Origin of the sequence: Janthinobacterium sp. 344 (assembly GCF_900112025.1) — a bacterium.
GTDB lineage: Bacteria > Pseudomonadota > Gammaproteobacteria > Burkholderiales > Burkholderiaceae_D > Janthinobacterium.
Genome location: NZ_FOKL01000006.1, coordinates 114,956 through 141,214, shown reverse-complemented (window position 1 = coordinate 141,214; position 26,259 = coordinate 114,956). Strand labels below are relative to the sequence as shown.

The following is a 26,259-nucleotide window of genomic DNA, read 5'->3' as shown; positions in this document are numbered from 1 at the left end:
GGAGAACCATGATGCACACGCTCAAGCGCGGCCTGGCCGCCGTTACCGCCACCTTGCTGGCGCTGTCCTGCCATGCCGCGCAAGTGAGCGTGCACGACCCCGTGATGGCCAAGGAAGGCGACACGTATTATTTGTACAGCACGGGGCCCGGCATCACCTTCTACAGTTCCCAAAACATGGTGGACTGGCAGCCGGAAGGGCGCGTCTTCGCGGGCCAGCCCACGTGGGCGAAGACGGCCGCACCGTCGTTTGACGACCATATCTGGGCGCCCGACGTGCAGTTCCATGACGGCAAATATTACCTGTACTACTCCGTGTCCGGCTTCGGCAAGAACACCTCGGGCATCGGCGTCACCGTCAACACCACCTTGAATCCCCGCTCGCCCGACTACCGCTGGGTCGACCAGGGCATGCTGCTGCAATCGGTGCCCGAGCGCGACGAGTGGAACGCCATCGATTCGAACATCATCACCGATGCCGCCGGCACGCCGTGGATGTCGTTCGGCTCGTTCTGGAACGGCATCAAGCTGGTGAAGCTGAATGCCGACTGGAAAACGATTGCGGAGCCGCAAGAGTGGCACTCGCTGGCGCGCCGCGTGCCGCTGCCGCCGCGCGCGGGCGAATTCAAGCCCGCGCCCGAGGAAATCGAGGCGCCGTTCATCTTCCGGCGCGGCGGCGAGTATTTCCTCTTCGTTTCGTGGGGCCTGTGCTGCAAGAAGGCCGACAGCACCTACCACCTGGCCGTGGGGCGCGCCAAGAGCGTGACGGGGCCGTACCTGGACAGGGATGGCCGCGACATGGCGCAGGGCGGCGGCACGGTCTTGCTGAAAGGCGACAAGGACTGGAAGGGCCTGGGCCACAACAGCGCCTACACCTTTGACGGCAAGGATTACCTGGTGCTGCACGCCTATGAAACGGCGGATGACTACTTGCAGAAACTCAAGATCATGCCCATGACGTGGGACAAGGATGGCTGGCCGCAAGTCGACCCGCGCGACTTGAACCGCTATCAAAGCCGCCAGTTGCCACCCGCCAAGCCCTGAGGATTGCCATGAAGAAGACTGTGTTGATGCTGGCGCTGGCCGCCGGCGGCCTGGCCACGCCGCTGCTCCAGGCGGCCCAGCTGTTTCCCCTCTCGGCCGTGCGGCTGGGCGACGGACCGTTTCTCGATGCGCAAACGACGGACCTGCAGTATTTGATGTCGTTCGACCCGGATAAATTGCTGGCGCCGTTCCGCCGCGAGGCCGGCCTGCCGCAGCCCAAGCCCAGCTATGGCAACTGGGAAGCGACGGGCCTGGACGGCCACATGGGCGGGCATTATCTGTCGGCGCTGGCCTTGATGGCGGCGTCCACGGGCGACGCGCAAGTGCGCGAGCGCCTCGACTACCTGCTGGCGGAACTGAAAAAATGCCAGGACGCCAACGGCAACGGCTACCTGGGCGGCATTCCCGACGGCAGCGCCGCCTGGCAAGCCGTGGCCCGGGGCGAGATGCAGGCCGACACCTTCTCCGTCAACGGTAAATGGGTGCCGTGGTACAACCTGCACAAGGTGTATGCGGGCTTGCGCGACGCCTACCAGCAGGCGGGCAGCGAGGAGGCCAAGGGTATGCTGATCGCCTTGTCGGACTGGGCCGTGAAACTGTCGGCCTCCTTGTCCGACGCGCAGATGCAAGCCATGCTGCGCGCCGAGCACGGCGGCATGAACGAGGTGCTGGCCGACGTCTATACGATGACGGGCGAGCAAAAGTATCTGGACCTGGCCGTGCGCTTCTCGCACCAGGCGGTCTTGCAGCCGCTGGCGGCCCGCCAGGACAAGCTGACGGGCCTGCATGCGAATACGCAAATCCCGAAAGTCATCGGCTTCGAGCGCATCGGCGCACTGACGGGCCGGCGCGACTGGCAGCAGGCGGCGCAATTCTTTTGGCAAACCGTGCACGACAAGCGCACGGTGGCCATCGGCGGCAACAGCGTCAAGGAACATTTCCACGACGAACACGATTTTTCCTCGATGGTGGAGGAAGTCGAGGGGCCGGAAACCTGCAACACCTACAATATGCTCAAGCTCACGCAGCAGCTGTTCCGGCGCGACGAGCAGGTGAAGTACGCGGATTACTACGAGCGCGCGCTGTACAACCATATCCTGTCGTCGCAGCGCCCCGGCACGGGCGGCTTCGTGTATTTCACGCCCATGCGCCCGAATCACTACCGCGTGTATTCACAAGTGGACAAGGGCATGTGGTGCTGCGTGGGTTCCGGCATCGAAAGCCAGGCCAAGTATGGCGAGTTCATCTACGCGCACGAGGGCGACGCCCTGTACGTGAACCTGTTCATGGCCTCCACCCTGGATTGGAAGGAGCAGGGCGTCACCATCGTGCAAGCGACGCAGTTCCCCGACCGGGACACGACGCGCATCACGCTGGGCCAGTTCGCGGGCAAGAAGACGCTCAGCCTGAAGATCCGCTACCCGCAGTGGGTGGCCAAGGGCAAGCTGCGCGTCAAGCTCAATGGCAAGGCCCTGCGCGTGCATGGCGTGCCGGGCGAGTACGTGACCATCACGCGCGCCTGGAAGAGCGGCGACAAGGTCGACGTGACCTTGCCGATGAGCACGCGCCTGGAGCAGATGCCGGACCAGTCGAACTACTATGCCGTGCTGCACGGCCCCATCGTGCTGGCCGCCAAGACGCAGCCGTTCGCCAATGAACAGCTGAACTATTTTGCCGACGACTCGCGCATGGGCCATATCGCCCAGGGGCAAGTGTGTCCGCTGGAATCGTCACCGCTGTTCGTCAGCGACAGCAAGGAGTTCATGCACAAGATCAAGCCCGTGCAGGGCCAGCCGCTGACCTTTACGGCGTCTGGTTTGATCCAGGGCAAGGATGCGGCGACGCTCAGACTGATCCCGTTCTTCCGCCTGCACGACGCGCGCTACATGCTGTACTGGCCCGTCTCCACGCCCGCCAAGCTGGCGCAGCTGCAGGAAAGCACGCGCCAGGCGGAAGCGCAGCGCCTGGCCCTCGATGCGCAAACCATCGACCAGGTGGCGCCGGGGCAGCAGCAGCCGGAATCGGACCATTTCTTCCAGGCCGAGGGCGGAGAGAATGGCGTCAACAAGGGCCGGCACTGGCGCCATGCGACAGGCTGGTTCAGCTATGACTTGCATGACCCGCAAGGCGAGGCGGCGATGCTGCGCCTGACCTTGTCCACGCTCGACGCGGGCCGGGTCTTCGACGTGCTGGTGAACGGCGTCAAGCTGCAGACCGTGGCCGTGACGGCCGATGCGCCGCAGGAGTGGTATACGCTGGACGTCGCCTTGCCTGCCGACCTGGTCAAGGCCGCCAAAGGCAAGCTGGTCGTGAAATTTGTCGCTGGCAAGGACTCCGTGGCCGGGGGCTTGTACGGGCTGCGCCTGCTGCGCTGAGGGGGGAGGGCGCCGCCGCGGCCAGCCAGTGATACGCAAATCGATATCGCAAGCGAAAAAGAATTGATTGGATGGCTATGTGGCTTTCTCCTACCATGGGTTCATAAAAAACCGCCCATCCGGCATCCGGCTGTGATGGTATTCCAATAAAAAAACTGGAGACAAGAATGACATTGAGCCGCCGCACCCTCCTCGCCAGCGCCATGCTGCTGGCCGCTTCCGCCACCACCTTCGCCACCACCTCCGCGTTTGCCGCCAAGCCCCTCGTCATGGGCTTTTCGCAGGTGGGCGCCGAGAGCGAATGGCGCACCGCCAATACTGTCTCCATCAAGGATGCCGCCAAGAAGGATGGCGTGACCCTGAAATTTGCCGATGCACAGCAAAAGCAGGAAAACCAGGTCAAGGCCCTGCGCTCCTTCATCGCGCAAAAGGTCGACGTGATCGCCTTCTCGCCCGTGGTCGAGTCGGGCTGGGACACGGTCCTGCGCGAAGCCAAGGCCGCCAAGATTCCCGTCATCTTGACGGACCGCGCCGTCAACGTGGCCGACAAATCGCTGTACGTGACCTTCATCGGTTCCGATTTCGTGGAAGAGGGCCGCCGCGCCGGCCAGTGGCTGCTCGATTACGCCAAGAAAACTCCCGATGCTACGCTGAACATCGTCGAACTGCAGGGCACGGTCGGTTCCGCGCCGGCCATCGACCGCAAGGCGGGCTTCCAGGAAGTCATCGGCAAGAATCCGAAGATGAAGATCATCCGTTCGCAAACGGGCGACTTCACGCGCGCCAAGGGCAAGGAAGTGATGGAAGCGTTTCTGAAGGCGGAAGGCAAGAAGATCAACGTGCTGTACGCGCACAATGACGACATGGCCATCGGCGCCATCCAGGCCATCGAGGAAGCGGGCATGAAGCCGGGCAAGGACATCATCATCATCTCCATCGATGGCGTGAAAGGCGCGTTCGAAGCCATGATCGCCGGCAAGCTGAACGTCACCGTGGAATGCAGCCCGCTGCTGGGCCCGCAACTGATGTCGGTGGCGCGCGACGTGGTGGCCGGCAAGCCCGTGCCGGCGCGCATCACGACGGTGGAAGGCGTGTTCCCTGCCGAGGTGGCCGCCAAGGAATTTCCGAACCGTAAATACTAAGCTTGCCGCATGATGAAGACGCAAGCGCATCAAGACGCCGCGCCAGCTCCCTTGCTGGAGTTGCGCGGCATCAGTAAATCCTTTCCCGGCGTCAAAGCCCTCAGCCATGTCGCCCTGCGCCTGTATCCGGGCGAAGTGCATACCCTGATGGGGCAGAACGGCGCCGGCAAGTCGACCCTGATCAAGGTGCTGACGGGCGTCTACACGCCCGACAGCGGCCAGATCCTGCTCGACGGCCAGCCCATCGCGCCCGCCTCCACCTCGGACGCGCAGGCGCTCGGCATCAGCACCGTGTACCAGGAAGTCAATCTGTGTCCGAACCTGTCGGTGGCGGAAAACATCTTTATCGGCCGCTATCCGCGCCGCTTCGGGGCGATCGACTGGCGTGCCATGCAGCAGCAGGCGCGTGCCTTGCTGCAGCAACTGCAGATCGATATCGATGTCACGGCGCAACTGTCCAGCTTTCCGCTGGCCATCCAGCAAATGGTGGCCATCTCGCGCGCGCTGAACATCTCGGCGCGCGTGCTGATCCTCGACGAACCCACGTCCAGCCTGGACGAGGCGGAAGTCAATCTGCTGTTCTCCGTGCTGCGCCGCCTGCGCGAGCAGGGCATGGCGATCCTGTTCGTGACGCACTTCCTCGACCAGACCTACGCCATTTCCGACCGCATCACGGTGATGCGCAATGGCGAGCGGGAAGGGGAATACGCGTGCAGTGAATTGTCGCGCCTGGCGCTGGTGAATAAAATGATCGGCGTGGCGGTCGATACGCAGGAGCAAGAGCTTGATCTGGCGCAAGAGGCCGGCGGGGCCAGCTTCGGCCCGACGGTGCTGGAAGCGCAGGGACTGGGCCGCAAGGGCGCCTTGCTGCCCATGGATTTCCACATCCGCCAGGGTGAATTGCTGGGCCTGGCCGGTTTGCTCGGTTCGGGCCGCACGGAACTGGCGCGCTTGCTGTTCGGCGCCGACAAGGCCGACTCCGGCACGATCACCATGCAGGGCCAGCCGCGCCACTTCCACGTGCCGCGCGATGCGATCGCCCGGGACATCGGTTTCTGCTCGGAAGACCGCAAGCACGAAGGGGCAATTTTGTCGCTCTCCGTGCGCGAAAACATTATTTTAGCCTTGCAAGCCCGCACGGGCTTGCTGCGCGCGATCCCCTTTAAACGCCAGCAGGCGCTGGCCGACGAATATGTGAAGGCGCTGGGCATCAAGACGGCCAGCATCGAAACGCCCATCGGCAGCCTGTCCGGCGGCAACCAGCAGAAGGCCCTGCTGGCGCGCTGGCTGGTGACGTCGCCCGCCATGCTGATCCTCGATGAGCCCACGCGCGGCATCGACGTGCGCGCCAAGCAGGAAATCATGACTTATGTCAGCAAGCTGTGCCGCAAGGGCATGGCCATCCTGTTCATCTCGTCCGAACTGCCGGAAGTGCTGCGCTGCAGCGACCGTATTGTCGTCATGCGCGACCGCAAGGCCTGCGGCGATTATGCGCGCGGCGAACTGGACGATGACTCCGTGCTGCAAGTGATCGCCGGAGAGACAGCATGAGCATGACCACACCGTCGTCCGCGGCGCCTGCTGCGCGGACGGCTTTCACCACGGATTCTTCCATTGTGCATACCGTTTTGCATCACCCCCTGAGCCGGCCCCTGGCCGCGCTGTTGCTGCTGTTGCTGGTCGACTTCTTCGCCATTCCCGGCTTTTTCCACCTGGAAGTACGTGATGGCCATTTGTACGGCAGCGTGATCGACATCGTCAACCGCGCCGCCCCCCTGATGCTGGCGGCGCTGGGCATGACCCTCGTCATCGCCACGCGCGGCATCGACATTTCCGTGGGCGCCGTCGTGGCCCTGTCCGGCACCGTGGCCGCCATGCTGATCGGCGGCACGATGGTGATGGAGAATGGCGTGCCCACCTACGTGAGCAACATCCCCATGGGCTGGGCCCTGGCGGCGGCCCTGGGCGCGGCCCTGTTGTGCGGCGCCTGGAATGGCGTGCTGGTGGCCGGTCTCGGCTTGCAACCCATCGTCGCGACCTTGATATTGATGGTGGCGGGGCGCGGCCTGGCACAACTGCTGACCGATGGCCAGATCGTCACCGTCTACTATCAGCCGTTCTTCTTCATCGGCAGCGGCTACCTGTTCGGCTTGCCGTTCTCGCTGTTCCTCGTGGCGGCCGTGTTTATCATCACGGCCGTGCTGATGCGCAAGACGGCCCTGGGCCTGTTCATCCAGGCCGTCGGCATCAACCCCGTGGCCGCGCGCCTGGCCGGCATCCGGACGGCGACCCTGATCTTTTTCGTCTATGTCTTTTGCGCCGCCTGCGCGGGCCTGTCGGGGCTGATGATCAGCTCGAACATCAAGAGCGCGGACGCGAACAACGCGGGCCTGATGCTGGAGCTCGACGCCATCCTGGCCGTGACCCTGGGCGGCACGTCGCTGGCCGGCGGCAAGTTCAGCCTGGTCGGCAGCATGATCGGCGCGCTCATCATCCAGACCCTGACCTACACCATCTATTCGCTGGGTGTGCCGCCGGAAGTGAACATGGTCGTCAAGTCGGTCGTCGTCTTCCTCGTCTGCCTGTCGCAATCGTCGGAATTCAAGCAATTGCTGCATCGGAGAAAAGCATGAAGGGCTTGCTGCACACCCCGTATTTCACCTCGCTTGTCACGGTCTTGCTGCTGGTGGTGATGCTGGGCCTGGGCGGCGCCGCCTATCCGGGCCTGCTGTCCACGCAAGTGATCTTTAACCTGTTGATCGATAACGCCTTCTTGCTGGTGATCGCCGTCGGCATGACCTTCGTCATCGTTTCCGGCGGCATCGACCTGTCCGTCGGTTCCGTGCTGGCCCTGTCGACCATGATCGCCGCCTGGCTGCTGAACGTGGCGCACTGGCCACCGACGCTGGTGATCGCCACGGTGCTGGCGCTGGGCGCCGTGTTTGGCGCCAGCATGGGCGCGCTGATCCATTACTTCAAGCTGCAACCCTTCATCGTCACCCTGGCCGGCATGTTTCTGGCGCGCGGACTGTGCTATTTGATCAGCATCAACTCGATTACCATCGACGACCCGCTGTTCGTCGCCATGTCGCAGACGCAACTGGGCTTTCTGGGCGGCTTCGTCTCGCCCGGCGTGGTGATCGCCGTGGCGACCTTGCTGCTGGCCATCTGGCTGGCGCATGCCACGCCGTTCGGCCGCGCCGTGTATGCGATCGGCGGCAATGAACAGTCGGCCCTGATGATGGGGCTGCCAGTGGGCCGCACCAAGGTGCTGATCTACGCCTTCAGCGGCTTTTGCGCCGCGCTGGGCGGCGTGCTGTTTTCGTTCTACATGCTGTCCGGCTATGGCTTGCATGCGCAAGGCACGGAACTGGACGCGATCGCCGCCGTCGTCATCGGCGGCACCCTGCTCAGCGGCGGCTACGGCTACGTGGCCGGTGCGCTGTCCGGCGTGCTGGTGCTGGGCACCATCCAGACCCTGATCGCCTTCGACGGCACGCTCAGCTCGTGGTGGACCAAGATCGTCATCGGCGGCCTGCTGTTCGTCTTTTGCGTCGTGCAAAGACTGATGGCCATGGGCCAGAAACATACCAACGGGAGTTAACCTTATGTTGAAGCAACAAATACGTGCCGCAGCCATCGGCATGGCGGCGGCGCTCGCCTGCGCCACGTCCGGCGTGCAGGCCGCCAACCCCATCGTGAAAAATATCTACACGGGCGATCCGGCCGCCCTGGTCGACAATGGCAGGGTGTACCTGTACGTGGGCCACGATGAAGCGAGCGCCACGGACACGGATTACCGCATGAATGAATGGCGCGTGTATTCCTCCTGCGACATGGCGAACTGGACCGATCACGGCTCGCCCGTGCGTTACTCGACCTTCGCGTGGGCCGGCAAGGATGCGTGGGCGGGCGACATCGTCAAGCGCGGCGGAAAATACTATTTTTACTCCACCGTCGACCATAAAACCATCCCCGGCAAGGCCATCGGCGTGGCCGTCTCGGACAGCCCGACGGGCCCCTTCGTCGACGCGCGCGGCAGCGCCCTGATCACGAACGACATGACGAAACAGACGGCGATTCCGTGGGACGATATCGACCCGGCCGTCTTCCTCGATACGGATGGCCAGGCCTACCTTTATTGGGGCAACACGGTCTTGAAGTACGCCAAGCTCAAAGCCAACATGACGGAGCTGGACGGCCCGATCATGACCTTCGGCATGGATGCCTTCACGGAAGCGGCCTACATGCACAAGCATGCGGGCACGTATTACCTGTCGTACTCGCGCAACTTCCCCGAAGAGACGGCGTATTCGACGGGGCCGACGCCCACGGGCCCGTGGCATTTCCGCGGCACCATCATGGACAAGAATGCCATCGTAAAAACCATTCACCAGGCCATCATCGAGTTCAACGGCAAGTCCTACATCTTCTATCACAACGACAAGTTGCCCGGTGGCGGCGAATACCGCCGCTCCGTCGCCGTGGAGGAGCTGAAATACAAGCCGGACGGCACGATCGAATTCATCCGGCAAACGGCTGGTCCGGCCGCCAACCCGAGCGCCGCCTGCAAGGCAAGTTAGTACCGGGGTCAGGCCCGCCGGGGGCGTGCGCCCCGATGGGGCGCACGCCGATCGCGCAGCGACTGACCCCGGCCTTTGCTCTTGGGTTTTTGCATTGTAAAAAAGGAGACAAACCGATATCAATAAGATCGATCCCGGTGAGAAACTGATATCGATCATGATATGATTTATTCATGGATACCCTCAACCCCAACTGGTTCTTGCGAGCCCGCCTGAAGACGCGGCAATTGCTGCTGCTGATCGCCCTTGACGAGCAGCGCAACATCCACCGCGCGGCGGAAGAATTGCACATGACGCAGCCGGCCGCGTCCAAGCAAATCAAGGACCTGGAAGAGATGCTCGACGTGCGCCTGTTCGACCGCTTGCCACGCGGCATGGAGCCGACCATCTACGGCGAGACGATGATACGCCACGCGCGCATGGCGCTGACGAGCCTGTCGCTGGCGCATGACGACATCGTGGCCCTCAAATCAGGCTTGACGGGCCAGGTGGAAGTGGGCGTCATCATGACGCCGGCCATGGCCTTGCTGCCGCGCGCCATCGCGCGCATCAAGCAGCAGGCGCCGCTGATGCGCATCGGCGTGCACCTGGAGCACAGCAATACCCTGATGGACATGCTGCAGCATGGCACGCTGGACTTCATGATCGGGCGCATCCTGGAAAAGGAAAGCAGCGCCGGCCTCATCTACGAGGAATTGACGGAAGAGCCGGCCAGCGCCGTGGCGCGCAATGGCCACCCGCTGCTGTCACGCAAGAATCTGCAATTGAAGGATCTGGCGGGCCAGCCGTGGATCCTGCCGCCGCAGGGCAGCATCCTGCGCCACCGCTTCGACATGATGTTCCGCCGCGCCAGCCTGGAACCGCCCGTCGACGTGGTCGACACCACCGCCTTGCTCTTGATCACGTCCCTGCTGCAGCAGACGGATTCGCTGCACGTGATGCCGACGGAAGTGGCGCACTACTACGAATCGCTGAACGTGCTGAGCATTTTGCCCATCGAACTGCCGTGCAAGATGGATGCCTTCGGCATCATCCGCCAGCAGGATCATCTGTTGTCGCCGGGGGCGGACATGCTGTTGAAAGCGGTGCGCGCCACGGCTGCGGACATGTATTGATTGATCCGACGGCTGAAGAGCTGGGGTCAGACCCGCCGGGTCTGACCCCGGATTTACGGGATATGTATTAAACCCCACGGCAAATGCTGGGGTCGTACCCTCAGGGTACGACCCCGTATCCTGCTTTTGGGGTTCAATCGGGCACTTCAAAAAAGAACAGCTGCACCAATCGCCCATTCTCCGGCGTGTCGCCAAACACATTGCTGATCGAGTGAAAGTAGTGGCCCTTGTAGACGATCAGGCGGTTGTGGCGCATGGGCACTTCCAGCAGGGCTTGCCAACTGTCGCGCTGTTCCTGCAAGTCGTTGAATTTCTGCACTTTGCTGTTCGGCAGCCAGCGTTTCTGGAAATCCTTGAAGCTGGCGTAGCCGCCCGCTTTCACGTCCGCCTCGGGCAGTCGCCTGTACCAGCCGCTGGGCTGGTGGCGCCAGAACGTGGTGCCGCCCTGGCACTGCTCGGGCGGGTTCAAATACAGCACGCCCGCATAGAAATTGAAATTGTTGCCCGTCTCATTGTCCACGTGGATATCCGTGCGCGCCATCGCGTCCGCATAACTGAGGCGATACGAGCCGTTGTCGGGCGAAATGAAACGGATGGGGCGGCCCAGCGCCGTGGCGATGCGCTCCATGATGGCTTGACTGGGCTGGCCCGCCGTCTGGCTGCCCGGATAGTTCTGTCCCGCATAGCGCTGCTGCTCGAACGCTAGCTTGAGCGCCTGGGCGCGCCAGGCGGCCGGGTCGGGCAGGAAATCGTCGAGGATGTGCAAGTCCGTTTCGCGCACGAAGTCTTGCAGTTCAGCGGCCACCTGCGGCACGCTGGGCCGTTCGGGATTCCGCGCGCTGGGCGCGGCAAAGCCGATGCGGCAGCTGTCCGCCAGCGCCGGATGCAGCGCCAGCGCTTGCGCATAGCGGGCCAAAGAAAGTTCCTGCTGTCCCATGCGGTAGTACAGCTCGGCGAGGCCCTGCAGGGTTTGCCAGCGCTGCGGGCGCAGCGCGTGGGCCCGTTCCAGTTCGGCGATGGTCTCCGCCAGCCGTTGTTTCCCCAGCAGCAATTCGGCATGCACGATGGCGTAGTCGTGTGCATCGGGCGCCAGCCGCGCCGCCGTGGCGTAGCTGTCCAGCGCCGCTGCGCTGTCCGTGCCGCGCAGCACATTGCCCAGGTTGTAGTGGAACAGGGCGTTGTCCGGCTGCTGCCTGAGCGACAGTTTCAACAGGCCCAGGCCGATGGTGCCCTGGCCCAGTTCCAGCATGGCCAGGCCCTGGAAATGCTGGGCTTCGGCCAGGGCAGGGTCCTGCTTGTACGCCGCCTGATAGGCGTTGATCGCTTCGATCAGCTTGCCTTGCTGCTGCAGTTGCCGGCCCTTGGCCAGCTGTTGTTCCGCCAGTGTCTGTTCGCCCATGTCTCACTCTCGATGTTGTTGGCGAATAGTGTAACTGCAAGTGGCGAGGTCGTGAACCCAAACGAAGGCCGGGGTCGGACCCTGAGGGTCCGACCCCGGTACCTGCCCTTGGGTTTACAGTGCTTGCTGCACAGGAATTTCCTGCCCGTTCAGCTTGATCGCGACCTTGACGATCTGCGCCTTGACCTGGTTGCTGGCCATGTCCGCTTCCTGGGCATAGGCATACACGATGATGGCGAAATCCTTGTAGCCGCTGCGCGCCGCCTCGATCTTGCGGGCCGCCTCCTGGTCCACCTTCAGCAGCGAGTAGCCGTCGCCGTTGGTAAATGCCAGCTTGTAGTCGCCGTTGTCGTACATGTAGTAATACGTACCCGCTTCGGCGAACTTGGCGGGGAAGGCGGCCTTGTCCATGGCGTACGGCGACAGCGCGCCCTGGCCATTGATCTGGTAGCGCAGGTAGCGCTTCGTCTTGGCCTCATTGACCTTGGCGTCGATCTGCGGTTTCAGGGCGTCGAGCACTTCCTGCTTGCGGAAGGCGTCGTTGCTGCCCGCATATTCGCGCGAGATGCGCTGCGCCACGGCCGCATAGTCGGGCGGCACGCCGGACAGGGCGATGTAGCTGTACATCAGCTGATTGCCGCTCGTGATGTCGACATAGCTGGCGCTTGGCGTGGCCGGGTCCGCTTGCGGCAGGCTGGCGGCCGCCGCTTTCACTTGCGCCTTGGCAGCCATGTCGGCCACGCTGGTGGCGGGCGCCGAAGCCGCCGGCGTGGCATGCTCGGCGGGCTTGCCGCAGGCGGACAGGAGGATGGCGATGGCGAGCAGGGCGGGCAGGGTACGGTTCATGATATTTCCTTTAAGATCAGTTAGAAGGTAGTGACGGTGTTAATTTTTAGGGTTGTGAAAGTCACGGCAGCGCTGAAAACCGTAGCGAGCAAGCCCAATGCCGGGTTGAGTAGCGGAACCGTACTTTATGTACGGTGAGCAACGCCGACCCGGAAGTGGGCTGCGCAGTAGGTTTTCAGTGCTTGCCTCCCAAGCGTTTGTATTCGCCCACGCCGTAAGCGGCCAGGACAATGCTGGCGGCCAGCACCAGGTAAAAGCCGATGCCGAACGACAGTCCCTGCCACACTTGCCCCAGCATTTCACTGGCCATCTGTTCGGCCATGCGGGCCGCGCGGCTGCCCATGATGCCGCCCATGGCGTTGCCCGCGTCGCTGACGGCGCCCTTGATCTTGATGAACAGCAAGCTGCTGTGGAGGACGATGAACAGCAGCGGCGCGCACTTGCCCAGCGCCGCTTTCGGGTGGCGGCTAACCATGGTGGCACAGCAGGCGGCAATGGCCAGCAGGAAGAAGAATTGGGCCGAGGTAAAACCGCTGCCGCCATCGCGGGCAAAGCTTTCCAGGCTGTCGGCGGACAGGCCCAGCAGCTGCCAGTAGGTGCGCGACACGGTGGCGAACAGGCGGATGCCGAGGGTGTTGAAGACAAAGGCGCCGGCGATCAGCACGCCCAGCGCCCCCAGCACCTGGATGCCCAGGGCGGACACGGCCCGGCCCCACAGCTGCTGGCCCTTGTCGCGCGCCAGCTTGGCGGCGCCGGCCATGTCTTCCTGCGCCAGCTGCTGCGCGGGAATGGCCGTGACGGTGTCGAGGCCGCCCGCGTCGTTGAAGCGCACATCGACGACGGCGTTGATGGCGGGCGCCACGTCCGAGCGCCAGTGCGTGGACACGTCGAAGGCATGCTGGATGCCGGCCACGCTGACGGAACCTTGTCCGCTCGGTTGGTAGGCGAGGATGCGGCCCCGTTGGCCGGTGGTGCTGAATGGTTGCATGAGATTTCCCTGGTCACTGTCATGCTGTATTGCATGTACCCACGGATAACGGGGGCAGTGCAGGGAAATCTAAAATTATTTTGAATTATTTTTTGGGCGGCTGCATGAAGTCCTTGGCGGCACCCTGGTAATCCTTCATCAAGCCCATGAAAGCGTCCTGCAGATGCCGGGCCGCTTCCTGCGGCGGCGCGCCCGTGCGCCGCGCCAGGTCGAATTTATACGCATGGGCGGGGCTGTAGCCCGCCTGCGAGGCGGCGTCCAGCAGCACGCCCGCCCGCTTCAGGGAGGCGGGATCGCCCTTGACCATCAGCAATTCCGCCAGATAGGTCTGGGCAATCGGGAAATCCTTGGCGGCCGCCTTTTCCAGCCACTGCATGCCCGCCTTCGGCTGTTTCACACCAGCATCGCCGCCGCCGATGCCATAGCCGAGCGCCGTCAGCGCCACCAGGTCGCCGCCGCGCGCGCGCTTTTCCAGCTGCTGGCGGGGAAACGGGCGCGCCGCGATCTGCAGGCGGATTTCATGGTTGATGTCTTGCAGCACGTTGCCTGGCCATGTCCTGGCGCCGGGGGCGGCCGGCTTTTCCACCGCTGGGGCAGGCGCCGGGACCGGTGCGCGCATGCCGCCCTGGCCTTGCGCGCCGGCCAGCACGCCTGGCGCCGGCGGGCTGACACCCTTGCCGCTGCCCATGTTCAGCACCAGGCGCGCCGACGTTTCGCCGAACGAGACGCGCGGCTTTTGCACGTCGTGCGTCATGGCGGCAACCCTGGCCGCCACTTGCGAAAAGACGTCGGCCATCGGCAAGCCCGGCGCGTCCAGCGCGTCGAGCAGGGCGCTCGTGTACGGGCTGTTGCGCGAATCGGGCGACCAGAAATCGCGCGCCAGCGCGCCGGGGCCGGCCGAATAGGCGATCACCACGCCGCGTGGCGCTTGCGTATCGGCAAAGCCGTGGCTGGCCGCGTTGCTGCCGCCGGGCACGGGGACGGTGGCGCCGCCGCGCGTATATTCCTGGCGGCAAGCGTCGAGGATCAGCACGGCGCCGCGCGCGCCCGTGCGCTGCAAATCGCCCGCCAGGCTGGAGACGGACACGCCCTGCGCGGCGATGGCGGATGCGCTGAGCGCATGCATGTTGGCGCCCAGCGGCAGCACATAGTTGGCTTCGCCCGCCTGCGCGCCGTGGCCCGCGTAAAACACCAGGGCGATATCGGCGCCGCGCGCCTGCGTGGAAAATTCCGCTGACGCCTTTTGCAATTGCGCCGCCGTGATGTCCGTGCGCAACAGCACTTCAAAACCCAGGCGGCGCAGGCGCTCGGCCATGGCGCGCGCATCGTTCACGGGGTTCAGCAAGGGCTGCGGATACGCGGCATTGCCGATCACCAGGGCGATGCGCTTGCCGGGAGCGGCTGGCATGGCAGCGCTTGCGGCGGCCTGCGCCGCAGGAGCGCAGAGTACAAAAAATAGACTGAACAACAGGGGAATCAGGCGCTGCATGGGGTCTCGGGAATTGTCGTGGAAGTAACAAAAGTTAGCGATTTCCACTTTGATATGAGAAAATTGCTTAAATGCATTTTACCTTACTGACAAGTTTCCCTGTCTGGCTAGCGCATTGCTTGTTTGCCGGTGCGCCACGCCGCCGGCCAGTGGCGCGTGCCGCCCCAATACACGATCGGACCGGCTTTGCAATCGGAACAATTTGAACGCATTCATGATTTCTGGACCCGCCGCCAGCAGCTGACGCAAGGCGAACTGGGCGAGTTTTACCAGCGCGTCATCGCCGCGCTGACGCCGTGCCGCCCGCGCGAGGCGGCGTCGCTGGGCGATACCCTGGCCGACCTGCGCCACCAGTTCTTCATCGAAAAAGTCCTGCATGGCGACAGCGATGCGGCGCCCCACCACGTCGGTGCCTTGTTCCTGTACTTCAAGCGCTTCATCATCGACCAGTTGCGCAAGCAGCGTGATGACGAGGATGCCGATGCGCAAGAGGGCTGCGACTTGCAGGCGCCCGACGCGTATGCCGCGCCGCTGCGCGACTACCAGCTGACGCCGCTGCAGGTGCGCGACGCGGCCGACAGTTTGATGACCACCTTGCCCCGTGACTTGATCCTGCTGCTGCGCCATTGCGGCTGTGGCGGCATGCCCGTCAAGGAACTGGCCGAGCAGATCGCGTCGGCGCATTACCACGGCGGAAAATTGGGCCTGGTGCACCGGCAAAAGGGCGATCCCGCCAGCGCGGGACGCCAGGTGGTCGAACCGGCCCACCGCGCCACCTTGCTGGGCAGCTGGGTCTTGAGCCTGCTCAAGCTGCGCGTGGGCGATGCCCTGACCGCGCGCGACATGCAGGCGGCGCAAATAATTTTGGATATTTTGTGCGTGGCCGCGTTATCCCTGCACATGGACCCCGTGTCCACCCCTTCGAACCCGGATGAAAGGCCATCGGCATGACTGCATTGACGCCCACACTGGCCATCGTCGCCGCACGCCTGCCGTCGCCCCCAGCTGCCATCGAGCTGCTCGAGGGCGACGTGACGGGCGACACGCCCGACTGGCGCGGCATCGGCGTGCCGGAACATGTGATGGCACGCTTTGCGCGCCGCAGCGATGCGGCGCCGCTGGCCGCGCGGCCCATCGCCGGCGGACAAATCCACCTGCTGGCGCGCCGTCCCGGCTTTGGCGCCGTGCTGCTCGATGCCTGGGATGGCACGCAGCAGCGCTGGCGCGGCTGGCTCGTCACGCCAGATGCGTCGTATGCGGATGCCTGCGGCCTGGTGGTGGAAGAACGCGACGCGCCCGCCGACCCGCGCGCCGGGCTGGTGCTGTGCGACATGCCCGTGGTCGTGGCCGTGACGGACCTGGGCGCCTGCCTGGGCGTGTTCAGCCAGGAGCGCCTGCAGGCGGCGCGCTGGCTGGAAGCGCATGGCCGCGCGAATGGCGCCGCCGCCGCGCCGGGCGTGATCGCCCGCGTGGCCCTGCCAGGCGACGATTACGCCTTGACGGGCACGCCCCTGTCGAGTGAGCTGGGCAAGGATGGCCGCGTGGCGTACCGGCAATTGCTGCGCCAGGGGCTGCAGCAGTTGCAGATTCCATTGGCCGATGCCGCCGCGCCACGCACGGCGGCGCCGCTTGCCACGCCGCTCCGGGCCGCCAACGCCAACCGCTGGCTGAAAGTCGTCACGGCCGTGGCCGCCAGCGTGATGGTGGTGCAGTCGGCCTGGCTGTTCCTGCCGAAAGATCAGGCTGTCATCGGTAATGCGGAATTCCGCAGCGGCGGCAGCGGCGTCGAGACGGGCGTGCGCCTGCGCGTGCTGTTCCGCGCCGACGCGACGGAGGCGGAGATCCGCACCTGGCTGCAGCGCGAGCAGCTGGAAATCGTCGCCGGGCCGGACACGCTGGGCGCCTTCACCCTGCTGTCGCGCGACCGCCAGAAAGTCTTGCCGCCGCCAGGCCCGGGCAATCCGCTGGCCGTGATCAATCCCTGAATCCAGAAATAAGAGAAAGTTATCCAGCATGACAATGTATAAGAATTTTGCATCCGCGCACTGGCGCAAATTGATCGCTGGCGTGGCCGCCGGCATCCTGTTGACGGGTTGCGCCATGACGCCGAACGGCCGTGGCGGCGTGATGGTCGGCCTCGATACGGCCGAGCTGTTCGGCACGCCGGTATCCACCTTCCGCTTGCGCGACGGCACCGAAGGCACCTTGCGCAAAGATCCGCAGGGCAAGTATTCGATCAAGCTGTCGCAGGCGTTCCGCGTCGTGCCGCTGGCCAATGCCATCACGGCCCGCGTGGCGCGGGTGGAAAACGTGGGCGAGCGCACCGTGGTGATCGTCGAAACGCAGGAGCGCGGCTGCGCCTACCGCTATGCCGTGCTGGCCTTCCAGGGCACGGACGTGCTGCAATGGACGGTGGGCAACTGCAAGGACCGCCCCCGCGTGGAGCTGGCGGCGGACGCGAAATCGCTGAATATCGACTTCCCCAACTACAACCGTTTGTCGCGCATGATCTACACGGACAACCGCCTGCTCAACGCCAGCGTGGCCGTGCCGCCCGGCGTCGATACGCGGGCGCAGCCGTTTGCCGACGATGCCTTGCGCGCCACGGGGCCGGCCATCGCCGCCATGCCGGGCAGCGACGGCAGTGGCCGCGTAATCCCGGCGCCGCCCGCGGCCGCGCCGGCACCTGCCCCGGCGCCGAAAAGCAACAGCCGCGCGGCCGGCAAGAGCCGCCGCCAGGTAGCGCAAGAAACACCGGCCGCCGCGCCCGCACGCAGCGTGCCAAGCGCGCCGGCAGCGGCCGTCCCCGCCGCGCGCGCCGCCGACAGCGCCTCGCGCGTGCCGGCCGCCATGAGTTTCCAGACAGAAGAAATCAAGCCTGTCGTCATCGACTTGAGGAAATAAGATGGCCGCGAGCTTGCGCAGTCTGCAAATCCGGCAGACCTTGATCCTGATCGTCCTGACGATTGCTTACCTGTGTTTCGAGCTGGGTTTCAATGCCCGCCTGCTCGACGTGGTGGGCGGCAACGTCAAGCCGGAAGACGTGGAGGGCGTGGAGTTTTATGGCCGCAGCCTGTCCGGCATCGCCGCCGCGCTGGTGGTGCTGCAACTGATGTGGCGCCGCCGCCTGAAGAATAATGGCAGCGGGCCCAGCTGGATGAAAATCATCGTCTGCTGCGTGGTCACGGCCGGTGTCGTCTTTGGCGTGCTGAAGACCACGGTGAACGTGCTGGTCAATACGCGCGACGCGGAATTTCGCCGCATGGCCTTCAACACCACGTTGCTGCAGCGCTCGCTGGTAGGCGGCAGCCTGCAGCTGCAGGGCCTGGTGGACGATCCCACCCTGTTCGCCAAGCCGGAAGGCAAGTCTTTCCTGGCCCTCTTCCCTTTCCTGGCGGTCTCCGTGCGGCACCTCGATGAGCGCATGGGACCGGCCAAGGAACAGCTGGTGCGTGCCAACGTGCGCCAGGTGGCCGGTGGTCCGGCCGGTTACTATGACAAATATCAAGAGGCGATGCGCGAGCTGGCCGGCAAGTGGGAACTGTATGCGGGCATCATTCCCGATAGCGATGCCGGCTTGCGCGCCAAGCAGCAATCCTCATGGGACGAATACCGCAGCAGCCTGTCTCGGCGTGGCTGGCAGCCGCATTCCGTGCCGGCCCGGCACCGGGCAGCCGTGGTCAACAATGTGCGCAAGAAAGTGCCTGTCTCGTCCAACTGGCATCCCGCCGACGAGCTGAGCTTCCGCGCCGCCGTCAAGCGCCGCTACACGGCAGAGGCGGCCAGCAAGGGCGTCACCGTGCGGGGCGAGCGCATTCCACCGGGCTTGCCGTTTGCCGCCTTCGTGGCGCGCCCTGGCGTGCAGGCGCAATTGCGCGACGCCTTGAAACTGCCGGCCGGCGCCACGGTGCAATCGGCGTATGCGAGTCCGGCTGACTTCGGCCGCCTGTTCGACCAGTTCCTCGACCGCCAGACGGCGGAAAGGCTGGTGGAATACCGCGCCAGCCGCACGGATTTTGAAGCGGGCGGCAGATTCTTCCATGAAGGCAAGGAAGCGGCCCGCGCCGCCATCGTGCCACCGGTCGCCCTGTTCTTCTCGCTGCTGGGCGCCATCGGCCACTTTTCGAAACTGCTGTACCTGATCGCCACCGTCGTATTATTGCTGCTGGCCATGCGCCGCGGCGAACAGGCGGGCGCCGATGGACAGCTGAGCCGCCGCTCCGCCTGGATCGCCACGGGCGTGCTGGCGACGGCGTTCGCGGGCACCTGGGGCATGCTCTCGCTGCTCGACAACAACGTCACGCGCAGCGAGCTGTTCGGCCAGATGCTGGACTGGACGCGCCAGCCCGAACCGGACAGCACGCGCTGGAACATCGCCGGCAAGGCCATCCTGGCCAATATCACGCACGTCGTGGCGGTGGGGCAGGGCTACAGCTACCCCGTCAACGAAGCGATCCGCATCCATGTTTTGCAGGGAATTCATTATGGTTATCACGCGCAACAAAAATAAGGCAAGCGCACTGGCCTTGCTGCTCTGCCTGGCCAGCACGACTGTCCGGGCCGATTGCCTGGGCATGAAGGTGCATGCCCACCGGGGCGCCGGCAATGCGCCGGAAAATTCGCTGAGCGCCTTGCGCAACACGTATTTCGGCACCTGGGACGGCGTCGAGACGGATTTGCAATTGCTGGGCGACGGCCACTGGGTCGTGCACCACGATCTGTTGACGGGACGAGTCGTCGATACGGGATCGCCCCGCACCGTGAAACAGTTGACAGCCGACGACTGGCGCGCCGCCAGCATGAAGAACCGCGGCGTGGCCACGCCGGAAACGCCGCCGTTTGTCACCGATATCGCCGACCTGGCCACGGCCTTTCCCGGCAAGACCTTGAATGCGGAAATCAAGGACGTCGTGCCCTCGTGCGCACCGATCGGCGCGCTGGTGGCGCAATTGCGCAGTGGCATCAAGCACGGCAACTGGTTTCTGACCTCGGGCGTGCCGAACAACCTGGCCTGCGCGCGCCGCGCCGACCCGCAAGGCTATCTGGGGCTGCTGGTGTTTGACGCGCGCAATGCGCAGGCGGCCGGCAGCAACCGGGTCAGCCGCTACCTGGCGAAGAACGCGCGCGCGCCCAAGCTGGACAAGCCGTGGCTGCAGCGCGTGCAGCAGCAGATCGGCATGCCTGTGGGCGTGCACGTCGATGCGCGCAGCCTCGATGCCAATCCCACCTTGCTCGGCGATGCAGCCAGCCTGAACATGCCCGTCTTCGTGTACGCCGTCGATGGCGATTCGGCCCTGGCCGCGTCCTTGCTGCGCGCCCGGCAGCGCAGCCAGCGCTGGCCCAGCGGCGTGATTCTCGATGGCAATCCCGAGACGTTCTGTTCGATGATGAAGTAGTTTCCCCTGGTCTGCCGCGCGGCCGTTTTGCCGTGCAGCAGATGCCTTTCCTTCCTCTGCACGGCATGTTTTTTTGACGCCGCGGCGCGGTCTTTTCTGCCGCATTTTTGCGCAACGCAGCATCGATAATGTTTGCATCGCGTGCGCAGCTGGCTTATAAATGTAATCGATTACATTTTATTGACAAGCCTTATGCCAGCAGCCGTTCCCTCCTCGTCAGCGACCGAAACCGTCTCCATCAGCGCCGTCGCCGCGCATGCGGGCGTGTCGGTGGCCACCGTCTCGCGCGTGATGAACGAGCAGGCCGGGGTGCGGGCGCCCACGCGCGACAAGGTGCTGGCGTCCGTCGCCGCGCTGGGCTACCGCATGAACCACCTGGCGCGCAGCCTGCGCACGGCCGAGAGCCGCATGCTGCTGACCATGGTGCCGGACGTGGGCAATCCCTTCTATGCGCAGATCGTGCGCGGCATCGACACGGTGGCGCGCGAACACGGCTACTTCGTGCTGCTGTGCGACACGGGCGCCGATGCGGGGCGCGAGCGCTCCTATTTCGACTTGTTGCGCATGCACCGCGCCGATGGCGCCATCTGCCTCGACCCGGACACGGTGCAGCATGCGCTGTCACACGAGTCCGCCAGCCTGCCGTGGGTGGCCTGCTGCGAATTCGACCCCGGCGTGGCCGTGCCGTATGTCGGCATCGACAACCACCGGGCCGCCTCGGACGCCGTCGCGCATCTGCTGGCGCGCGGCCACACGCGCATCGGCCTGATCAACTCCGATGAGCGCTACCTGTATGCGCGGCAACGCCAGCAAGGCTACCTGGACACCCTGGCGGGGGCCGGCCTGCCCGTGCAGCCGCAGTGGGTGCGCACGGTGCAAAGCCTCGACTACGCGGCCGGCACGCAGGCGGCGCTGGACATGATGGCGGGGCCGGACGCACCCACGGCCATCTTTGCCGTCTCCGACACCCTGGCCATCGGCGTCTTGAGCGCGCTGCGCCAGTTGTCGCTGCGCGTGCCGCAAGACGTGGCCGTGATCGGCTTCGACGATATCGCCATCGCCGCGCAGATCGATCCGGGCCTCACCACCATCGCGCAGCCGATGCGCGAGCTGGGCGAGACGGCGGCCCGTTTGCTGCTGCAGCGCTTGGCGGACCCGGCGGCGCAGGTGCCGGGCGTGCTGCTGCAACACCGATTAATTCTGCGAGGGAGTGCATAGTGAGCGTTGCCGTCGGTTTCGAGGGGGTGTGCAAGGATTTCGGCCCCGTGCGCGTCTTGCATGGCGTCAGTTTTACCTTGGCGCCAGGGCGCGTGTATGGCTTGCTGGGCGAAAACGGCGCCGGCAAGTCGACCCTGATGAAAATCCTCGCCGGCTACGAGGGCGTGAGCGAAGGGCAATTGCTGATCGATGGCCAGCCCCGGCGTTTCAGCAGTTCACGCGCGGCGGAGTCGGCCGGCATCGTGCTGATCCACCAGGAATTCAACCTGGCCGAACACCTGACGGTGGCGCAAAACATGTTTTTAGGCCACGAAAAGACGCGCGGCTGGCTGCTGGACGAGGCCGCCATGGGGGAAGAGGCGACGCGCTACCTGAAACAGGTGGGCCTGGACGTGGCGCCCGACACCAAGATCCGCGACCTGATCGTCGCCGAGAAGCAGCTGGTGGAAATCGCCAAGGCCCTGTCGCGCCGCGCCCGCTTCCTGATCATGGACGAGCCGACGGCCACCCTGACGTCGTCGGAAACCCGGCGCCTGTTCGCCGTCATGGCCCAGCTGAAAGCGGACGGCGTCACCATCCTGTACATCTCGCACAAGCTCGATGAAGTGGAGCGCAACACGGACGAGGTCATCGTCATGCGCGACGGCCGCTTCGTCACGCGCGAGCCGACGGCCAGCCTGACGCGCCAGCAGATGGCGAACCTGATGGTGGGGCGCGAATTGTCCGACATGTTCCCGGCGAAGGTGGCGCTGGCCGCTGACGCGCCCGTGCTGCTGAAGGTCGATGGCTTGAGCGTGCCCGGCTGGTCGAGGGACTTGTCGTTCGAGGTGCGCGCCGGCGAGGTGCTGGGCTTTGCGGGCCTGGTGGGCGCGGGGCGCACGGAATCGTTCGAGGCGCTGCTGGGCTTGCGTCCGCGCAGCGCCGGCGCCATCACCCTGAACGGCAGGCAGGTGGATATTCGTACCCCCAAGCAAGCCATGCAGCACGGCATGACGTATTTGAGCGAAGACCGCAAGGGCAAGGGACTGCACGTGAACCTGGGCTTGCGCGAAAACCTCACCATGATGACGATGCAGCGCTACGCGCGGCCGTGGCTCGACGTGGCAGGCGAAAAAGCGGCGCTGGCCCAGGCCGTGCTTGACTTCAATATCCGCACGGGCGACCTGGACAGCCGCGCGCGCATGCTGTCCGGCGGCAACCAGCAAAAGCTGGCGCTGGCGAAATACCTGCATTCCGACCCCCGCGTCATCGTGCTCGATGAACCGAGCCGTGGCGTGGACGTGGGCGCCAAGCGCGACATTTATTTTCTGATCCACCGCCTGGCCGCCGAAGGGCGCGCCGTGATCGTGATTTCCTCCGAACTGATCGAATTGATCGGCCTGTGCCATAGAGTCGCGGTGATGCGCGCCGGCACCTTGCAAGCCACCCTGTCCGCTGACCACCTGACTGAAGAGGAGTTGATTGCCCATGCAACCGGCACGCACTGACACGACCGTATCTCCGATGGCCGCCGCCGCTGCCAGGCTGGGCGCACGCATCAAGGGCTTTGGCCCCGTGCTGGGCCTGTTATCTCTGTGCATCGCGGGCACCTTGCTCAATGGCGACTTCGCCACCGTGGATAACCTGATGAACGTGCTCACGCGCACGGCGTTCATCGGCATCATCGCCGTCGGCATGACCTTCGTCATCATTTCCGGCGGCATCGATCTGTCCGTGGGCTCGATGGCGGCGCTGATCGCCGGCTGCATGATTTATTTCATGAATGCGCTGGCGCAAGGCGCGGGCGGCAACCTGGCGCCCATCACCATGCTGGTGCTGGGCATCGCCATGGCATTGATATTGGGCGCGGGATTCGGCCTGATGCACGGTTTATTAATCAGCAAGGGCAATATCGAACCGTTCATCGTCACCCTGGGCACCCTGGGCATCTTCCGCGCCGTGCTCACGTATCTGGCCGATGGCGGCGCGCTGACGCTGGACGCCACCCTGTCCGAGCTGTACAGCCCCGTGTATTACACCAGCGTGCTGGGCGCGCCGATTCCCATCTGGATTTTCCTGTTCGTCGCGGCGGCCGGCGCCGTCATCCTGAACCGCACGACCTTTGGCCGCCACGTGCAGGCGATTGGTTCCAACGAGCAAGTGGCGCGCTATGCGGCCATCAACGTCGACCGGGTGAAAATCGCCACTTACATGCTGCTGGGCATTTGCGTGGGCATCGCCACCGTGCTGTATGTGCCGCGCCTGGGCTCGGCCACGCCGACGACGGGCTTGCTGTGGGAACTCGAAGCGATCGCCGCCGTCGTCGTCGGCGGCACGGCCCTGAAAGGGGGAGAGGGGCGCATCGTCGGCACCGTGATCGGCGCCATCCTGCTGTCCGTGATCAGCAACATCCTGAATTTGACCAGCATCATCAGTGTCTACCTGAATGCCGCAGTCCAAGGCGTGGTGATCATCGCCGTCGCCTTCCTGCAGCGGGGCCGCAAATAAAAAAACAGCGGCGTTCTGAAAGGGCGGCCACCGGGCGCCCACAACCTTGGAGGAGAGCAGCATGAAGAGCTTTATACGGGTAGCAGGGATGGCGGTGCTGGTGATGCAGGCGTGGGCGCTGCCGATGGGGCCGGCGCAGGCGGCCGAAAAATTGGTGGTGGGCGTGGCCATCCCCACGGCCACGCACAGTTTTACGTCCGGCATTGTCTGGTGGGCGAACCAGGCCAAGGCGGAACTGGAAAAAGCCCATCCGGGGCTGAAAATCATCGTCAAGACGGCCGCCACGGCGCCCGAGCAGGCGAACCAGTTGCAGGACATGTTGACGGTCAACAAGATCAACACCCTGGTGATCTTCCCGATCGAGTCGGCGTCGCTCACGCAGCCCGTGGCGCAGGTGAAGAACAAGGGCGTCTACGTGACCGTGGTGGACCGTGGCTTGACGAACACGCAGTCGCAGGATGCGTACATTGCGGGCGACAACACGGCCTTCGGCAAGCTGCCGGCCGAATACCTGGCGAAGAGTTTGAATGGCAAGGGCAATCTCGTCGTGCTGCGCGGCATGCCGACGACCTTGGACAACGAGCGCTTTGACGCGTTTTCCGCCGTGATGAAGGGCCATCCCGAGATCAAGGTGCTCGACGCCAAGTATGGCAACTGGAACCGCGACGATGCCTTCAAGGTCATGCAGGATTACCTGACCCGCTTCAAGCACATCGACGCCGTCTGGGCCGCCGATGACGACATGGCCATCGGCGTGCAGAAGGCCATCGCGCAAGCCAAGCGCACGGACATCAAGCAAGTGTTCGGCGGCGCGGGCGCGAAGGGCGCGGTGAAAAAGATCATGGACGGTTCCGACCCGCTGATCGTGGCCGACGTGTCGTACTCGCCCAAGTTCATGTACGACGCCATCAAGCTGACGACGGAAGCGCGCCTGAAAGGTGATAAATTGCCGGCCAATACGATCATCCCCTCGGTGCTGATCACGCGCGAGAACGCCAAGCAGTTCTACTTTCCGAACTCGCCTTTTTAAATTCTGGGGTCAGACCCCCTCGCCCGCCAGCAATGACTTGTGCGTTAGCGGCATTGAGGGTCTGACCCCGGCTTTATCCAACAGGACACTGACATGAAAACCATCCAGGGCCCGGCCATCTTCCTGGCCCAGTTTCTCGGCGATGAACCGCCGTTCGACTCGCTCGAGCACCTGGCGCAATGGGCGGCCGGCCTGGGCTACAAGGGCTTGCAGCTGCCCACGGCGCCGCGTTTGTTCGACCTGGAACAGGCGGCTGCCAGCCAGCAGTATTGCGACGACGTCACAGCCTTGCTGGCGCGCCACGGTTTGCAGGTGACGGAATTGTCGACGCATTTGCAGGGCCAGCTGATCGCCGTGCATCCCGCGTATGACGCGCTGTTCGATGGCTTTGCGCCCGAGCACGTGCGCGGCGATCCGGCCGCCCGCACTGCGTGGGCCACGCAGCAGCTGCTGTGGGCGGCCACCGCCTCGCAGCGCCTGGGCCTGACGGCCCACGTGACGTTTTCCGGCGCGCTGGCCTGGCCGTATCTGTACCCGTGGCCGCAGCGCCCGGCGGGCCTGGTGGAAACGGCGTTCGCCGAACTGGCGAAACGCTGGCTGCCCATCCTCGATGCGTTCGACTCTGCCGGGGTGGACCTGTGCTATGAACTGCATCCGGGCGAGGACTTGCATGACGGCGTGACGTTCGAGCGCTTCCTGGCCGCCGTCCACGACCACCCGCGCGCATCGATTCTGTACGACCCCAGCCACTTCGTGCTGCAGCAGCTCGACTACCTGGCCTTCATCGACATTTATCATGCGCGCATCAAGGCGTTTCATGTCAAGGATGCGGAATTCCGGCCGAACGGGCGCCAGGGCGTGTATGGCGGCTATGGCGACTGGCAGGACCGGGCCGGGCGCTTCCGCTCGCTGGGCGACGGGCAGATCGATTTCAAGGCGATTTTCTCGAAGATGGCGCAGTACGATTTTCCCGGCTGGGCCGTGCTGGAGTGGGAGTGCTGCCTGAAGCACCCACAGGACGGGGCCGCCGAAGGCGCGCGTTTTATCCGCGAACACATCATCCACGTGGCCGAACATGCGTTCGACGACTTCGCGGGCAGCGCGGTGGACCAGGGCCAGATCAACCATTTGCTTGGAATAAAATAGGG

22 protein-coding genes are annotated in these 26,259 nt (G+C 64.5%); 18 read left to right on the top strand and 4 right to left on the bottom strand.

Going from position 1 to position 26,259, the window contains the following annotated elements; genetic code table 11:
• Nucleotides 1-8: 8 nt before the first annotated feature.
• The 8 genes from BM193_RS17155 (at nucleotide 9) to BM193_RS17120 (ending at nucleotide 10,258) form a co-directional block, all read left to right on the top strand.
• Entirely contained in the window at nucleotides 9-1,043 is a 1,035-nt protein-coding gene (locus tag BM193_RS17155) for an arabinan endo-1,5-alpha-L-arabinosidase (RefSeq protein WP_254786297.1), read from the top strand.
• An 8-nt stretch (nucleotides 1,044-1,051) separates the two neighbouring features.
• Nucleotides 1,052-3,418: a glycoside hydrolase family 127 protein gene (locus BM193_RS17150; RefSeq protein WP_092798693.1), complete on the top strand. Its 2,367-nt coding sequence runs from the start codon at nucleotides 1,052-1,054 to the stop codon at nucleotides 3,416-3,418.
• A 167-nt stretch (nucleotides 3,419-3,585) separates the two neighbouring features.
• Nucleotides 3,586-4,560, top strand: a complete 975-nt coding sequence (locus tag BM193_RS17145) for an ABC transporter substrate-binding protein (protein WP_092798692.1) — start codon at nucleotides 3,586-3,588, stop codon at nucleotides 4,558-4,560.
• Between the two features lie 9 nt (nucleotides 4,561-4,569).
• Complete coding sequence (locus BM193_RS17140) at nucleotides 4,570-6,111, top strand: sugar ABC transporter ATP-binding protein (RefSeq protein ID WP_254786296.1); 1,542 nt, start codon at nucleotides 4,570-4,572, stop codon at nucleotides 6,109-6,111.
• The gene (locus BM193_RS17135) at nucleotides 6,108-7,193 is read left to right on the top strand and encodes an ABC transporter permease (RefSeq protein WP_092798691.1); all 1,086 of its coding nucleotides are present in this window, start codon (nucleotides 6,108-6,110) and stop codon (nucleotides 7,191-7,193) included. The genes BM193_RS17140 and BM193_RS17135 overlap by 4 nt, the downstream gene beginning before the upstream one ends.
• Nucleotides 7,190-8,164, top strand: coding sequence for a galactofuranose ABC transporter, permease protein YjfF (yjfF, locus tag BM193_RS17130; RefSeq protein WP_092798690.1), 975 nt, complete (start codon nucleotides 7,190-7,192; stop codon nucleotides 8,162-8,164). The genes BM193_RS17135 and yjfF overlap by 4 nt, the downstream gene beginning before the upstream one ends.
• 4 nt (nucleotides 8,165-8,168) lie before the next feature.
• Nucleotides 8,169-9,143: a glycoside hydrolase family 43 protein gene (locus BM193_RS17125; protein ID WP_092798689.1), complete on the top strand. Its 975-nt coding sequence runs from the start codon at nucleotides 8,169-8,171 to the stop codon at nucleotides 9,141-9,143.
• 173 nt (nucleotides 9,144-9,316) lie between these two features.
• Nucleotides 9,317-10,258: a LysR family transcriptional regulator gene (locus BM193_RS17120; protein ID WP_035823672.1), complete on the top strand. Its 942-nt coding sequence runs from the start codon at nucleotides 9,317-9,319 to the stop codon at nucleotides 10,256-10,258.
• Nucleotides 10,259-10,391: 133 nt separating this feature from the next.
• Here the strand turns inward: BM193_RS17120 and BM193_RS17115 are convergent, their stop codons facing one another.
• The 4 genes from BM193_RS17115 to BM193_RS17100 form a co-directional block, all read right to left on the bottom strand.
• Nucleotides 10,392-11,657 carry a DUF6445 family protein gene (locus BM193_RS17115; RefSeq protein WP_092798688.1) on the bottom strand — a complete coding sequence of 422 codons (1,266 nt, stop codon included), beginning with the start codon at nucleotides 11,655-11,657 and terminating at the stop codon, nucleotides 10,392-10,394.
• 114 nt (nucleotides 11,658-11,771) lie between these two features.
• Nucleotides 11,772-12,503, bottom strand: coding sequence for a hypothetical protein (locus BM193_RS17110; RefSeq protein WP_092798687.1), 732 nt, complete (start codon nucleotides 12,501-12,503; stop codon nucleotides 11,772-11,774).
• Between the two features lie 175 nt (nucleotides 12,504-12,678).
• Nucleotides 12,679-13,491, bottom strand: a complete 813-nt coding sequence (locus BM193_RS17105; RefSeq protein WP_092798686.1) for a hypothetical protein — start codon at nucleotides 13,489-13,491, stop codon at nucleotides 12,679-12,681.
• An 85-nt stretch (nucleotides 13,492-13,576) separates the two neighbouring features.
• The gene (locus BM193_RS17100; protein ID WP_175533327.1) at nucleotides 13,577-14,899 is read right to left on the bottom strand and encodes a caspase family protein; all 1,323 of its coding nucleotides are present in this window, start codon (nucleotides 14,897-14,899) and stop codon (nucleotides 13,577-13,579) included.
• A 204-nt stretch (nucleotides 14,900-15,103) separates the two neighbouring features.
• On the opposite strand from BM193_RS17100, the gene BM193_RS17095 reads away from it, so the two are divergent.
• The 10 genes from BM193_RS17095 to BM193_RS17050 all read left to right on the top strand — a co-directional run bounded on the left by BM193_RS17095 (nucleotide 15,104) and on the right by BM193_RS17050 (nucleotide 26,257).
• Complete coding sequence (locus BM193_RS17095) at nucleotides 15,104-15,931, top strand: hypothetical protein (RefSeq protein WP_092798684.1); 828 nt, start codon at nucleotides 15,104-15,106, stop codon at nucleotides 15,929-15,931.
• Nucleotides 15,928-16,965 carry a hypothetical protein gene (locus tag BM193_RS17090; RefSeq protein WP_092798683.1) on the top strand — a complete coding sequence of 346 codons (1,038 nt, stop codon included), beginning with the start codon at nucleotides 15,928-15,930 and terminating at the stop codon, nucleotides 16,963-16,965. The genes BM193_RS17095 and BM193_RS17090 overlap by 4 nt, the downstream gene beginning before the upstream one ends.
• A 34-nt stretch (nucleotides 16,966-16,999) precedes the next feature.
• Nucleotides 17,000-17,884 carry a hypothetical protein gene (locus BM193_RS17085; RefSeq protein WP_092798682.1) on the top strand — a complete coding sequence of 295 codons (885 nt, stop codon included), beginning with the start codon at nucleotides 17,000-17,002 and terminating at the stop codon, nucleotides 17,882-17,884.
• Nucleotide 17,885: 1 nt separating this feature from the next.
• Nucleotides 17,886-19,490 (top strand): hypothetical protein, encoded by a 1,605-nt coding sequence (locus BM193_RS17080; protein ID WP_254786295.1) that lies wholly within the window; start codon nucleotides 17,886-17,888, stop codon nucleotides 19,488-19,490.
• Nucleotides 19,465-20,376, top strand: coding sequence for a glycerophosphodiester phosphodiesterase (locus BM193_RS17075; protein ID WP_092798681.1), 912 nt, complete (start codon nucleotides 19,465-19,467; stop codon nucleotides 20,374-20,376). Before BM193_RS17080 ends, BM193_RS17075 begins: the two co-directional genes overlap by 26 nt.
• Nucleotides 20,377-20,568: 192 nt before the next feature.
• Nucleotides 20,569-21,594 (top strand): LacI family DNA-binding transcriptional regulator, encoded by a 1,026-nt coding sequence (locus BM193_RS17070; protein ID WP_092798680.1) that lies wholly within the window; start codon nucleotides 20,569-20,571, stop codon nucleotides 21,592-21,594.
• On the top strand, nucleotides 21,594-23,081 hold the full coding sequence (locus tag BM193_RS17065) for a sugar ABC transporter ATP-binding protein (protein ID WP_092798679.1): 1,488 nt from the start codon (nucleotides 21,594-21,596) through the stop codon (nucleotides 23,079-23,081). The genes BM193_RS17070 and BM193_RS17065 overlap by 1 nt, the downstream gene beginning before the upstream one ends.
• Nucleotides 23,062-24,081: an ABC transporter permease gene (locus BM193_RS17060; RefSeq protein WP_092798678.1), complete on the top strand. Its 1,020-nt coding sequence runs from the start codon at nucleotides 23,062-23,064 to the stop codon at nucleotides 24,079-24,081. Before BM193_RS17065 ends, BM193_RS17060 begins: the two co-directional genes overlap by 20 nt.
• Nucleotides 24,082-24,169: 88 nt before the next feature.
• Complete coding sequence (locus tag BM193_RS17055; RefSeq protein WP_254786312.1) at nucleotides 24,170-25,111, top strand: substrate-binding domain-containing protein; 942 nt, start codon at nucleotides 24,170-24,172, stop codon at nucleotides 25,109-25,111.
• A 93-nt stretch (nucleotides 25,112-25,204) separates the two neighbouring features.
• Complete coding sequence (locus BM193_RS17050; protein ID WP_092798676.1) at nucleotides 25,205-26,257, top strand: sugar phosphate isomerase/epimerase family protein; 1,053 nt, start codon at nucleotides 25,205-25,207, stop codon at nucleotides 26,255-26,257.
• The last annotated feature ends 2 nt before the right edge of the window (nucleotides 26,258-26,259 follow it).

Excerpts from the sequence above, each read along its gene's own strand:
- BM193_RS17155 (WP_254786297.1), top strand. The coding sequence starts at position 9 with ATGATGCACACGCTCAAGCGCGGCCTGGCCGCCGTTACCGCCACCTTG.
- BM193_RS17060 (WP_092798678.1), top strand. The coding sequence starts at position 23,062 with ATGCAACCGGCACGCACTGACACGACCGTATCTCCGATGGCCGCCGCC.
- BM193_RS17105 (WP_092798686.1), bottom strand. The coding sequence starts at position 13,491 with ATGCAACCATTCAGCACCACCGGCCAACGGGGCCGCATCCTCGCCTAC.
- BM193_RS17150 (WP_092798693.1), top strand. The coding sequence starts at position 1,052 with ATGAAGAAGACTGTGTTGATGCTGGCGCTGGCCGCCGGCGGCCTGGCC.
- BM193_RS17085 (WP_092798682.1), top strand. The coding sequence starts at position 17,000 with ATGTATAAGAATTTTGCATCCGCGCACTGGCGCAAATTGATCGCTGGC.
- BM193_RS17090 (WP_092798683.1), top strand. The coding sequence starts at position 15,928 with ATGACTGCATTGACGCCCACACTGGCCATCGTCGCCGCACGCCTGCCG.
- BM193_RS17075 (WP_092798681.1), top strand. The coding sequence starts at position 19,465 with ATGGTTATCACGCGCAACAAAAATAAGGCAAGCGCACTGGCCTTGCTG.
- BM193_RS17050 (WP_092798676.1), top strand. The coding sequence starts at position 25,205 with ATGAAAACCATCCAGGGCCCGGCCATCTTCCTGGCCCAGTTTCTCGGC.
- BM193_RS17055 (WP_254786312.1), top strand. The coding sequence starts at position 24,170 with ATGGCGGTGCTGGTGATGCAGGCGTGGGCGCTGCCGATGGGGCCGGCG.
- BM193_RS17110 (WP_092798687.1), bottom strand. The coding sequence starts at position 12,503 with ATGAACCGTACCCTGCCCGCCCTGCTCGCCATCGCCATCCTCCTGTCC.
- BM193_RS17080 (WP_254786295.1), top strand. The coding sequence starts at position 17,886 with ATGGCCGCGAGCTTGCGCAGTCTGCAAATCCGGCAGACCTTGATCCTG.
- BM193_RS17145 (WP_092798692.1), top strand. The coding sequence starts at position 3,586 with ATGACATTGAGCCGCCGCACCCTCCTCGCCAGCGCCATGCTGCTGGCC.
- BM193_RS17140 (WP_254786296.1), top strand. The coding sequence starts at position 4,570 with ATGATGAAGACGCAAGCGCATCAAGACGCCGCGCCAGCTCCCTTGCTG.
- BM193_RS17070 (WP_092798680.1), top strand. The coding sequence starts at position 20,569 with ATGCCAGCAGCCGTTCCCTCCTCGTCAGCGACCGAAACCGTCTCCATC.
- BM193_RS17115 (WP_092798688.1), bottom strand. The coding sequence starts at position 11,657 with ATGGGCGAACAGACACTGGCGGAACAACAGCTGGCCAAGGGCCGGCAA.
- BM193_RS17100 (WP_175533327.1), bottom strand. The coding sequence starts at position 14,899 with ATGCCAGCCGCTCCCGGCAAGCGCATCGCCCTGGTGATCGGCAATGCC.
- yjfF (WP_092798690.1), top strand. The coding sequence starts at position 7,190 with ATGAAGGGCTTGCTGCACACCCCGTATTTCACCTCGCTTGTCACGGTC.
- BM193_RS17120 (WP_035823672.1), top strand. The coding sequence starts at position 9,317 with ATGGATACCCTCAACCCCAACTGGTTCTTGCGAGCCCGCCTGAAGACG.
- BM193_RS17125 (WP_092798689.1), top strand. The coding sequence starts at position 8,169 with ATGTTGAAGCAACAAATACGTGCCGCAGCCATCGGCATGGCGGCGGCG.
- BM193_RS17135 (WP_092798691.1), top strand. The coding sequence starts at position 6,108 with ATGAGCATGACCACACCGTCGTCCGCGGCGCCTGCTGCGCGGACGGCT.